Here is an 11,496-nt window from a genome sequence, read left to right on the forward strand (position 1 = left end):
CTTCGAGTTTTCCGGAACGGTATCATTGCCGCCCGGATTGTCGAGACAAAATGACGTCAGTGCAGACGGTTAGCGGCCGGCCATCAACGCGGCCACCATCCGCGACAACGGCGGAACCGGGCTCGGCGCAAGCGTCGCCTCAGTGGCAGCACGCTTGATCCGGTCCGCCCGCTTGGTCGCGGAAATCTTGCCGAGCGGGTGCTGCGAGTGAACGCGCATCGGCGCACCCGATTCCTGCTCGACGAACAGCGCCAGGCTGCCGATCGTCAAGGGCTGCATCAGGCACGGCTCGAACAGGTCGCGAAGCGGCGCCTCGATGCGGCGCATCGCGTCCTGACCGAGCGGCCCGGTCAGCATCATGTGAAAGCGATATTCGTCCATCACATGTGGATCGCCCCAGCGATGCAGGTTCGAGAATTGCGGCGCCGTCAGTCGGTCCGGATCGGAACGTTCGATCTCGTCTTCGCTCAGCGGCGCGCGGAACGCGTCGAACTCCTGGATGATGCTGGCGGCGAGCAGGTGCATCGCCGTGCTCGGGATCTGCGGCATCAGCCCCCAGCACTGGCCGAGGCGAGCCACTTCCATCCGCTCGATCTCGAACGGCATCTGGGCGCCGGCAAAGTGCATCAGCGCCTTGAGCAGCTGCGCCTCGTCCATATCAGGGTGGAGCCTGAAGGGCGACATCACCACCGCATGAAACCCGAAGCGACGTGGAACGGCCGTGTGGAAAGCAATCTCGGATGCGCTCAATCCGCAGATCGATGGCAGTTCGGTAGGCTCGCCCGAGTAGACGTTGCGACCGAGCCAGCTCGCGGCAACCGTTGAGAGCGGATCGGCCATCGGCGGCGTGAAACAAATGGCGTAACGCATGCGCATGCTCCGGAAATCCGTTCTGGCACTTGCCCGCGACAACCGATCTCGATCGTCGCCAGGGCTGGCGCAGGTTCAAAACCTTGAGAGCGTCAACAATGCTTCCCCGAGGAAACGCGACGCTCTACTGCCTGCGTCTTAGGTGATTTGCGTGACAGATTGACGAAGTAGGCGGGGCATGCCTGGGGATCACGCCCAAGGTTCTCGACCGAACTCTTTCGGAACCATCGCGGCCAACAGCCGTTCCCCTGATGTAGCCAACAACTATGGAGAAGAAGTGTGACCTATCACAATGCGAACCTTCAGGACGCCAGCATCAAGGAAACCCATGACCTGATCGCGAGCGACAAGGTTGAAGGCACGAAGGTTTATGGCGCCGACAGCAAGCACATCGGCTCGATCGAGCGCGTGATTATCGAAAAGCGCAGCGGTCGCGTGGCCTATGCCGTGCTCGGCTTCGGCGGTTTTCTCGGCATCGGCGAGGATCACTATCCACTCCCCTGGGCGAAGCTGACCTATGACGAGAGCCTCGGTGGCTATCGCACTGACGTGACCCGCGAACAGGTCGAGCGCGCGCCGAAGTATCATGGCAGCGATGAATACGACTGGAACGCCGAGAACGGCCGCCGCGTCTACGACTACTACGGCGTGCCGCCTTACTGGATGTAACGACCGGGTTTTCCCGATACAGGATTTACGGGCTCCGCCAGCGGCGGGGCCCTTTGCATGACGACGCCTTAAAGATGTTTCTCGCGAAGTGCCGCTATGTGTGTCCGGCACAGGAAGGTGTCCGGAATTTCGATTGACGGGCGACCCGTGATCTCATCGACGACGAAGCGCGCGAGGCGATGGGCGATGCCGAAGCTCACCTTGAAGCCGCCTGTCAGCACCGACAGGTTTTCGTGATCCGGATGCCGCCCGACCATCGGCTCCCGTTCGGTCGATTTCGGCCGGATGCCGGCCCAGCGCTCAACCACTTCCGCCCCGAGTAGAGCCGGAACCAGCACCTCGGCCCGCCCAAGCAGCTCATTCAAGAGTTCATCCGTCGACAGCGGATCGGCATATTTGTTTTCGCTGGTGCTGCCGACAGCCACATGCCCGTCGTCATGGGCGACGATGTAGACGCCGTCGGTGAAGATGACGGGCAGTTGCGGATCGACATCGGCCAGCAGCAGCGCCGCCTGGCCCTTGACCCCCGTGCCGCTCGGTCCGCGGATCGGTCCGCACAGCGTGTCGATCAGCGGAAAGCTGCCGATACCGGCGGCAAGAATGCAGTGGCCGAATGCGATTTCCGTACCGTCATCGAGTTCCGCCCGGCCTTGGCCGGGGTGGATGCCCCGAACGCCGCTTCCCTCAACAATCCGCACCTTCGGCGCTCGCGCCAGAGCCGCGCGCAAAACTGCCAGCATCTGGCGAGGCGCAAGCCGGCCGCCAAGCGTATCGAACACCAATCCGTGGGCCATCTCTTCCGCACCGAGCCAGCCGGAGGGCGCCTCGTCTCGCACATGCCAGAAGAACCGGCGGTCACCTGCCCGCCAGTTTGCCAATGCATCCTGTTCGTGGCGAAGGGCGATATCGCGCAGATGCGGCTTGGCGAGTGGCATGATCCGGCCGCTGCGGCGATAGCCCGCCGAAAGCCCGGTTTCAGCCTCGAGCGCTTCGATCTCGCTCTCAAGCGACACCAGCGCTTCGAATTGGAATTGTTTCTTAGCGTTCCACTTGTCGGGCATATGCGGCATCAGCGCGCCGAGGATGCCGCCGCTGGCACCAGCGCCGATTTGGCGCTCTTCGACAAGGCAGACGCTCATGCCCGCGCGCGCCGCCGTAAGGGCGGCCCAAAGCCCCATGATGCCGCCGCCGATGATCAAAACTTCGCTCATCGATTGACCTTCTCCGGTGGCCGGATTATCGCCATCGCATGACAGGATCCGCCGCAGAACCGAACCAGCCCCCGGCCCATCAAAGCCTCGATTGGCACGAGGGCGATATGCCCTATTCGCGCGAATTTGGCGATCACTTTTATTGCCGCACCGATGGCCGGCTCGAATGCGGGCACGTGTTCCTTGCCGGCAACGGCCTGCCCGAACGCTGGGCCACCGGCGCCGCGTTTACCATTGGCGAACTGGGCTTTGGCACAGGCCTCAATTTCTGTGAAACCTGGCGGCAATGGAAAGCGGCAGCGACAGGCGGGGCATTGCACTTCGTCAGCTTCGAGCGGTTCCCGATGCAGGCGGAGGAAATTTCCCGAGCGCTTGCCCATTGGCCAGAGATCGATGCCGAGCGGCTGGCTCTCGTCGAACGATGGCCGGCTGCGAACGACGGCCGGATCGAGATTGATTTCGGCGATGGCGTTCGCCTGACCGTCGTCTGCGGTCCCGCGCTGGAGAGCCTCGCCGAGGCGGCCGAGTTCTTCGATGCCTGGTTTCTCGATGGTTTCGCGCCGTCGCGCAATCCCGACATGTGGTCTGAAGAGCTGATGCGACTGGTGTTCGACAGGACCGCACCCGGCGGCAGCTTTGCCACCTATGCCGCTGCTGGCTTTGTTCGCCGCAATCTGCAGGCAGCCGGTTTTGCCGTCGAGAAGCGCAAGGGCTTCGCCGGTAAACGCGAGATGCTGCGCGGCGACAAGGTCTGAGCAAGACGTTTTCACGGCCTTTACTCCACCAGAGAACTGAACTGTCGCAAATGGCGGGGGCACGCCTGCGAATAATCTGCGACAAAAATCCATCGGCAACGCGGTGGGTTTTTCATGAACGACGATCAGTTTCCGGATGCTGCGACAGGCGAAAATTCCTCCCCGCTCGAGCGACGACGCAGGCCAGGCGGCCGCGGTGGCGAGCGCACACGAAAGTCCACGGGCGGCAAATATCTCAATCTCGTCAACACCCAGAGCAAATCCTCGGTGCTGTCGGACGATGCGCTCGAGGCGATCCATGATGCGTCGCTGACGATCCTGGAAGAGATCGGCATGGACGTCATTCTGCCTGAGGCGCGCGAGCGCATGAAGGCAGCCGGCGCTGATGTAACCCCCGGGACCGACCGCGTGCGCTTCGACCGCGGGTTGATCATGGACATGATCGCCTCGGCCCCCTCCTCCTTCACCATGCATGCGCGCAATCCGGCCCGCAATGTCGAAATCGGCGGCAACAATCTGGTGTTCGCCCAGATTGCCAGCGCCCCGTTCGTCGCCGACCGTGAAGGCGGCCGGCGCACGGGCAACCAGGAGGATTTCCGCAAGCTGGTGAAGCTCGCCCAGTCCTACGACATCATTCACACCACCGGCGGCTACCCGGTCGAGCCGGTCGATCTGCACGCCTCCGTCCGGCACCTCGACTGCCTCTCGGACATGGTGAAGCTCACCGACAAGGTTTTTCACGTTTATTCGCTCGGCCGCCAGCGCAACACCGACGGCATCGAGATCGCCCGCATCGGCCGTGGCGTATCGATGGAGCAGATGGAGCACGAACCATCGCTGTTCACCATCATCAATACCTCGTCGCCGCTGCGCCTCGACGGGCCGATGCTGCAGGGCATCATCGAAATGTCGTCGCGCAATCAGGTGGTGGTAATCACGCCGTTTACGCTCGCAGGCGCCATGGCGCCGGTGACGATTGCCGGCGCTTTGGTGCAGCAGAATGCCGAGGCGCTCTGCGGCATTGCCTTTACCCAGATGGTGCGACGCGGAGCGCCTGTCATGTACGGCGGCTTCACCTCGAACGTCGACATGAAGACCGGTGCCCCCGCCTTCGGCACACCTGAATACATGAAGGCGGTGATTGCCGGCGGCCAGCTCGCGCGGCGCTACAACATTCCCTACCGCACTTCCAACACCAATGCGGCCAACACGCTCGACGCACAGGCCGCCTACGAATCGGCACTCTCACTGTGGGCGCTGACGCAAGGAGGCGGCAACTTCATCATGCATGCGGCCGGCTGGACCGAGGGCGGGCTGACGGCCTCCTTCGAAAAATTCATCCTCGATGTCGACATGCTGCAGATGGTGGCGGAATTCCTGACGCCGCTCGATGTCAGCGAGGATGCGCTCGGTCTCGACGCGGTGCGCGATGTCGGACCGGGCGGCCATTACTTCGGCACGCTGCACACGTTGCAGCGCTACGAGACCGCCTTCTATTCGCCGATCCTGTCGGACTGGCGCAACTTCGAGACCTGGACGGAGGCCGGCCGCCCGACCACCTATGATCACGCCAACCGCGTCTTCAAGCAGAAGCTCAACGAGTACGAACGGCCGCCGCTGGATCCGGCGATCGAAGACGAACTCGACGCCTTCGTTGCCAAGCGCAAGGAGGAAGGCGGCGTCCCGACGGATTTCTGACGGGACGCGGTGTTTCGGTTAGCGGGAAAAGCCTCAGGGATAAACGGCCGAGCGGGCGGTAGCGATCAGCTGCTCGATCGGCACCGTCACGCAGTTGCGGTCGATTTCGGCGACCGTCTTCTGCTTCACATTGGCCGACAGCAGTTTACGCAGATCACCGAGCGTCTTTGGCGCCGCGCAGATCACCAGGCTGTCGAAGGCGTTGTCGTTTAGATAACCTTCGATTTTGCTGGCCACATCGGCGGCAAAGCGGTGTTTTTCCTCGCGCACCGGATCGCTGCTGTATTCCATCGCTGAGCGGCCATGCCCCACCGAGGAATGACTGCGCCCCGGCTTGTCGGCCATGATGTCCTGGGCGCGCTTGGGATCGGTGTGAATGACCTCCTCCTCCGGGTGCTGACGTTCGTCCTTCCGCAGGTTGACGCCCTTGACGAAGCGCGCCGTGTTGCCATCCGCGGCCAGTATCCAAGTCCGGTTTTGCACGATTGTCTCCCATGAAATGATGTTGCTCGTGGGCAGGCCAGAATGGGCCCGGAATAGAAACGGATGAAGGCCGATCCGGTTCCATCCACTTTGTCAAATCCATGCACTTTTTTGGTGTGCCGGCCGCCTCACATGCGCGCGAGGTAGGCCTCGAAGCTGCGTTCGGGCGTCGGCTGGAAATGATCCCGCTCGACTTTCATCTCGCGGATGCGATCCACACGGAAATCGCGGAAATCCTGGCGCAGCTCGCACCAGCTGGTCAGCAGCCAGTGGTGGCCGAAGACGCTCAAGCCCAGCGGCCAGACCGTGCGCTCGGAGCTCTGGTCGGCAAGGCTTTCATAGGCGATCGTCACCTTTCGCTCCTCTGTGATCGCCCGGCGCAGATCACCAAGCACCGGCGGCGTCTTCGGCTGCAGCGCCGAGCGGAAAGCGCGGATCGGGGCGCTACGCAATCGCGCCACGTGCTCGGGCGGAAGTCCGTGCTCGATCTTGTCCATCGCCTCACGGGCGGCCTGCGCCAGCCTGCTGTCGCCGAGCATCTGCACGGCCCGCGCGCCGAAGGCCAGCGCCTCCAGCTGTTCGAAGGTGAAGGCGAGCGGTGGTGCGTCAAAGCTTTCGCGCAGGAGGTATCCGACACCGCGCTCACCGTCGATCGGCGCGCCTGACGCCATCAGGTGCTCCATGTCGCGGTAGATGGTGCGCCGCGCCACTTCCATCTTCTCAGCGATTTCCTGCGCCGTCATCGCTCGGCCGGTCGCGCGCATGAGCTGGATGATTCGAAACAGCCGGTCGGCAGGTCTCATTGGCGCAATCCGATCGCAGGTCCCGTGTGCGGTTATGGCCATAAGGCTGTCAGTTGCGTTGTGATTAAGTCAAGCCGCAATCAACAGGGAGCATGACATGACCACCGAAAGCATCATCGAACTCGCCGTCTGCATCGTCGCGGACAGGCCAGCCGCCGCGGCCGCTCGTCAAAGGGCGATGCAAGCCGTCTCGCAGTATCCGGGATTCATTTCCTGGCGTGCCGTCGGCTCCTGCGAAAAGGCAGACATGCTTGCGGATCTGGTCGAGTGGGAAACGCTCGACGCGGCCAGATCAGCCGGCGAGCGCGTGCGCCGCGATCCGGATTTTGCGCCTTACATGGCGGCAATCAGCGCGGTAATGCTGATGCAGCATTTTGCGGTCGAGCAACAGATCTGAGCAGAAAGACGATCCAGCAATGGCTGAACCACTGAAGAACCTGCTGCATCCGGGTGTCGTCACCGCCATCGCCGACCGCCTGTGCGCGGTCCGCCCGACCTTCGAGCGAGCAAGGTTCGAAACGCTTGCCGGCGCCAATCTCGAAGCGCTGGAATTGATGCAGCGATCGCTACAGATCCGCGATGCCCTGATCGAAACCCTGCCGCAATCCTTCACGGAAGCAGCGGCCGCCCTTGATGGCTGTCTGCCGAGCGGTGACCGGGCCGGCCTCAGCGGCTGGGCGCTGCTACCCGTCAGCCAATATGTCGCGGCACGCGGGCTTGGCGATTTCGAGCTGTCGCTGGCGCTGCTGCGTGCCTTGACGCCGCACTTTACATCCGAGTTCGGAATCCGTGTGTTCATCGACCAGGATCAGGAACGGGCGCTCGCGATCATCGGCCCTTGGGTCACCGATCCGAACCATCACGTCAGGCGCCTGGCGAGTGAGGGCACCCGCCCTCGCCTGCCATGGGCGATGCGCCTGCCGAAGCTCATCCGCGATCCCCAACCGATCCTGCCGATCCTGACCGCGCTGATCGACGACCCGGAAGATTATGTCCGCCGCTCGGTCGCCAACAGCCTCAACGACATTGCCAAGGACCATCCCGATCTCGTGGCAGGGTTTGTGGCCGAGCACATGGCAGGCGCCTCGCCCGAGCGGCGGCAATTGCTGCGCCACGCGTCACGTACGTTGCTGAAACAGGGCCATGGCACTGCCCTTTCGAACTTCGGCTTTGCGCCACCCGCAGGCATCGACGCAGCCTTTTCGCTCGACCGGTCGGAAATCGCTCTTGGAGAAAGCCTCGTCTTCAAGCTGGCTGTCAGGCACTCCGCCGAGACCGCCCAGAAGATCATGATCGACTACGCGGTGCACCACCGCAAAGCCAATGGCACGACATCGCCCAAAGTGTTCAAATGGACATCGGCAACGCTCGAGCCGGGCGCGACGATCGAGATCGAAAAGCGCCACGCGATCCGGCCGATCACGACCCGCCGCTATTATCCCGGCGCCCATCGCGTGGTCATCCTCGTCAACGGCCAGGAGGCAGCCGACGCAGATTTTCAGCTCTCGGTTGACGAATAGCCCCACCTCATTTCGCACCTGCGAAAAGATGGACCTTGACTTTTGGGCGCAAAACGACGACATGGACGCAGCGTCACCTTCAGGCCGCCGCGTGAGCGCGCCCTCGGCAACACAGAAAGCCGTGAAGAAGGAAAAGCGCACCCATACGCCGTAAGCGGCGACAGCACAGGCGCTTGACGACTTTTTCTTAACCCACAAGTTCCCAATTCACGCGGGGTTCTTGACGCCGAACGACACCGGAACAGCAGACTGCGGTTCCGGCGAATGCGTTTGGCGCCCCCAAAAGGTATATGCATTTGTCCACCTTTAAAGATCTTGGTCTTTCCGAACACATTCTGGAGACCCTGACTGCCAACGGCTTCGAAAAGCCGACGCCGATCCAGGCGCAGGCCATTCCGCTGGTGTTGAAGGGCCACGACCTGATCGGTCTCGCCCAGACCGGAACCGGCAAGACGGCCGCCTTCGGCCTGCCGATGATCGAAAAGCTTGTTGCCGACGGCAAGCGCCCCGACCCGCGCAACATCCGCGCCCTCGTGCTGGCGCCGACCCGCGAACTGGTCAACCAGATCGCTGCCAACCTCAAGCTGTTCGTCAAGAAGTCCCCGCTGAAGATCGGCGTTGTCGTCGGCGGCGTCTCGATCAACAAGCAGACCGAACAGCTCGCCCGCGGCGTCGACATCCTGGTCGCAACGCCGGGCCGCCTGCTCGACCTGATCAACCGCAAGGCCGTGACCCTGACGCAGGGTCGCTACCTCGTGCTCGACGAAGCCGACCAGATGCTCGACCTCGGCTTCATCCATGACCTGCGCAAGATTTCCAAGCTCGTGCCGAAGAACCGCCAGACGCTGCTGTTCTCCGCCACCATGCCGAAGCTGATCGCCGAACTCGCTGGCGAGTACCTGACCGACCCGGTCAAGGTTCAGGTCACGCCTCCGGGCAAGGCCGCCGACAAGGTCGAACAGTATGTTCACTTCGTTCCCGGCAAGGACCTGAAGACGGTTATCCTCAAGAAGACCCTGACCGAGAACCCGGATGGCCTGTCGCTGATCTTCAGCCGCACCAAGCATGGCGCCGAGAAGCTGATGAAGCATCTCGACCACGTCGGCTTCAAGGCCGCCTCGATCCATGGCAACAAGAGCCAGGGCCAGCGCGAGCGCGCATTGAAGGCGTTCCGTGACGGCGAGATCCGCGTGCTCGTCGCCACCGACGTCGCTGCCCGCGGCATCGACATCCCCGGCGTCACCCACGTCTACAACTACGACCTGCCGGAAGTTCCGGACGCCTATGTTCACCGCATCGGCCGTACCGCTCGCGCCGGCCGCGACGGCATTGCGATTGCGTTCTGCGCACCGGACGAAATCCGCCTGCTTCGCGACATCGAGAAGCTGATGGGCATCAACATTGCTGTCGCCAGCGGCGAAGCGCCTGCCGACCAGGCCCGCCCGTCCAAGGGACGCGGTGGTCGCGGCAACGGCAATGGCAACGGCCAGCACCGCGGCAATGGCGGCGGCGGTCCGCGCCAGGAAGCCCGCCCGCGCCGCGAGCGCCCGGCTCGCCAGTCGGCACTCGCTCCGAGCAGCTTTGCCGGTGACGACCTCCTGCGCGACGACCGTCCGCAGAAGACGGAACACCGTGGCCAGCGCCCGGCCAGCCAGGGTCATGCCGACGGCCGTTCGGAAGGCAACCGCAACCACGAGCCCAAGAAGCACCACGGTCGTCCCGGCCAGAAGCCGGGCGAATGGCGCAACAAGGGCCCGCGTCCTGAAGGCCAGGGCGGCGACCGCCGCGAAGGCGGTCAGGGTGGCATGCGCCGTGGAGCCGGTGGCGGCAATCGTGGCCAGCAGGGCTGATCTCTACGCGCGTTCCAGGCGAGCCGTTTGAAGCGGCTCCCGGAACTGCTGGAAAATCAAAGAATTGAGAACGGCGGGTCGCTTCGGCCCGCCGTTCTTTATGCCTGCTGCTTGCGATTAGTGAGGTAGACGCCGGCAACGGCAATGACCGTGCCGATGATCATCGGCAGCGTCAGCGCCTCGCCGAAGAACAGCCATGCCTGCACGGCCGCAAGCGGCGGCACCAGATAGATGAGCGAGGCTGCGCGCGAAACCTGGCCGCGGCGGATGAGATAGAGCAGCAGCGCGATCGCACCCATGGAAAGTCCGAGCACCGACCAGGCGAGGGCTGCAAAGATCTGCAGGTTCCAGGTGACATGCAGATCCTCGAGCATCAGCGCGAGCGGAATGGTGACGATGAGTGCGCCGAGATACTGAAGCGCCGCAATGGTGCGGATGTCGCCGCTTTGCAGATGCCGCTTCTGGTAGAGCGTGCCATAGGTCACAGCGGCCATCCCGAGAACGTTGACAATCACCGGCAGCAGGTGGATCGGCGTTGCACCGGTATCGATGACAAGCACCTTCGGCAATACGGCAAGGGCGATGCCGAAGAAGCCGAGCACCAGCCCGAGTTTCTGCTGAATGCTGAGCTGCTCGTCGATGACCACGGAGGCGGCTACAGCCGTCATCAGCGGCTGCAGCCCGGCGATGATGCCGGAGATTGCCGCCGGCACACCCTGTCCGATCGCCCACCAGACGGCGCCGAGATAAAGCCCGTGCAGAAACATGCCCGAGACCACCGCGTGGGCAGCCGCCGACCATGACGTCGGCCATTTCGCGCGGGTCACGAGACAGAAGCCGATGAACAGCAGGATTGCCAGCGTGTAGCGCAGCACCAGAAAGGTCAGTGGATCGGCATAGACGGCCGCATATTTGGCGACAACCCAGCCGGTCGACCAGAGCAATACGAAGATGGCCGGGGCCAGTCGGGCGAGTGTCATTGAGCTATCCGAGCGCGCAAAGGGAGTGAGCCGCGATAGCCGTTGGGGGCGGTGATGGTCAAAGCAATTTTTCTGATGGTCACGATCAGCCGGCTGCATGAAACCATGAATCGCAACGGGTTCATCGGCAGGATTATGCAGACGTTTTAAGGTGTTACTGCGCCCCTTGCGCGCCATCCGTCACACGCGGCGCAACGGGAACCATCAGCCGCAGCGATGACAGCGAAAGCGAAACGAAGCCCGGATCATACTCCTCGCGGTAGTGCAGCCGGCTGGTATCGGCTGCCAGGCCCTCCGACGCGATCCAGTCGAACATGTGCTGGTAATGCACAAAGACGTCGCCATCATCAGGGTGATGCAGGGCGCTGGCGAAGCGCATGGATGGCAGGTCGACATGGCCGGGATGACGGGTCGCTTCCTCGGTCTCCGAAACAAACCCGACGAGGTAGCGGAAACCATCAGGCCGATCATTCCAGGAAAGGCCGACGAGGGTCGGGCGATCCTTCGGGTGCAGCCGCCGATGATGCTCCTGCATCTCGACGATCAACCGGCGCACTGCGCCGTCCGCCGCCTCGATAAACGTTCCTTCCCAGAACGAACCTGCGATCCGCTGTGCCGGCCTTTCGACGATTTCGAACACGATAACCACCTCTCGCG

12 protein-coding genes are annotated in these 11,496 nt (G+C 63.0%); 6 read left to right on the forward strand and 6 right to left on the reverse strand.

Annotated features, from left to right (window positions below):
* Window positions 1-69 precede the first annotated feature (69 nt).
* Window positions 70-870 (reverse strand): DUF1045 domain-containing protein, encoded by an 801-nt coding sequence (locus AC1Q80_RS13205; protein ID WP_492360686.1) that lies wholly within the window; start codon window positions 868-870, stop codon window positions 70-72.
* A 279-nt stretch (window positions 871-1,149) separates the two neighbouring features.
* Here AC1Q80_RS13205 and AC1Q80_RS13210 point away from each other — a divergent pair, with 279 nt between their 5' ends.
* Window positions 1,150-1,539: a PRC-barrel domain-containing protein gene (locus tag AC1Q80_RS13210; protein ID WP_173420888.1), complete on the forward strand. Its 390-nt coding sequence runs from the start codon at window positions 1,150-1,152 to the stop codon at window positions 1,537-1,539.
* A gap of 68 nt (window positions 1,540-1,607) precedes the next feature.
* On the opposite strand, the gene AC1Q80_RS13215 is transcribed toward AC1Q80_RS13210, so the two are convergent.
* Entirely contained in the window at window positions 1,608-2,750 is a 1,143-nt protein-coding gene (locus AC1Q80_RS13215) for an NAD(P)/FAD-dependent oxidoreductase (protein WP_492360687.1), read from the reverse strand.
* Between the two features lie 38 nt (window positions 2,751-2,788).
* On the opposite strand from AC1Q80_RS13215, the gene mnmC2 reads away from it, so the two are divergent.
* Complete coding sequence (mnmC2, locus tag AC1Q80_RS13220; protein WP_492360688.1) at window positions 2,789-3,505, forward strand: tRNA (5-methylaminomethyl-2-thiouridine)(34)-methyltransferase MnmC2; 717 nt, start codon at window positions 2,789-2,791, stop codon at window positions 3,503-3,505.
* Between the two features lie 114 nt (window positions 3,506-3,619).
* Window positions 3,620-5,203 carry a trimethylamine methyltransferase family protein gene (locus AC1Q80_RS13225; RefSeq protein ID WP_173420891.1) on the forward strand — a complete coding sequence of 528 codons (1,584 nt, stop codon included), beginning with the start codon at window positions 3,620-3,622 and terminating at the stop codon, window positions 5,201-5,203.
* 33 nt (window positions 5,204-5,236) lie between these two features.
* On the opposite strand, the gene AC1Q80_RS13230 is transcribed toward AC1Q80_RS13225, so the two are convergent.
* Window positions 5,237-5,686, reverse strand: coding sequence for a host attachment protein (locus tag AC1Q80_RS13230; RefSeq protein WP_115419552.1), 450 nt, complete (start codon window positions 5,684-5,686; stop codon window positions 5,237-5,239).
* A gap of 128 nt (window positions 5,687-5,814) precedes the next feature.
* Window positions 5,815-6,489, reverse strand: a complete 675-nt coding sequence (locus AC1Q80_RS13235) for a helix-turn-helix transcriptional regulator (RefSeq protein ID WP_209791010.1) — start codon at window positions 6,487-6,489, stop codon at window positions 5,815-5,817.
* Between the two features lie 97 nt (window positions 6,490-6,586).
* On the opposite strand from AC1Q80_RS13235, the gene AC1Q80_RS13240 reads away from it, so the two are divergent.
* From AC1Q80_RS13240 to AC1Q80_RS13250, 3 genes are all read left to right on the forward strand, one after another.
* A complete protein-coding gene (locus AC1Q80_RS13240) occupies window positions 6,587-6,886 on the forward strand; it encodes a hypothetical protein (protein WP_209791011.1) in 300 nt (99 codons plus the stop codon).
* Between the two features lie 19 nt (window positions 6,887-6,905).
* Window positions 6,906-8,009 carry a DNA alkylation repair protein gene (locus AC1Q80_RS13245; RefSeq protein ID WP_492360689.1) on the forward strand — a complete coding sequence of 368 codons (1,104 nt, stop codon included), beginning with the start codon at window positions 6,906-6,908 and terminating at the stop codon, window positions 8,007-8,009.
* A gap of 296 nt (window positions 8,010-8,305) precedes the next feature.
* Complete coding sequence (locus AC1Q80_RS13250; protein WP_492360690.1) at window positions 8,306-9,859, forward strand: DEAD/DEAH box helicase; 1,554 nt, start codon at window positions 8,306-8,308, stop codon at window positions 9,857-9,859.
* Between the two features lie 98 nt (window positions 9,860-9,957).
* Here the strand turns inward: AC1Q80_RS13250 and AC1Q80_RS13255 are convergent, their stop codons facing one another.
* Complete coding sequence (locus AC1Q80_RS13255) at window positions 9,958-10,839, reverse strand: DMT family transporter (protein WP_209791014.1); 882 nt, start codon at window positions 10,837-10,839, stop codon at window positions 9,958-9,960.
* A 154-nt stretch (window positions 10,840-10,993) separates the two neighbouring features.
* On the reverse strand, window positions 10,994-11,479 hold the full coding sequence (locus tag AC1Q80_RS13260) for a GyrI-like domain-containing protein (protein ID WP_492360691.1): 486 nt from the start codon (window positions 11,477-11,479) through the stop codon (window positions 10,994-10,996).
* Window positions 11,480-11,496 lie beyond the last annotated feature (17 nt).

This window comes from Ensifer sp. GW823-FHT05D09 (genome assembly GCF_058795755.1).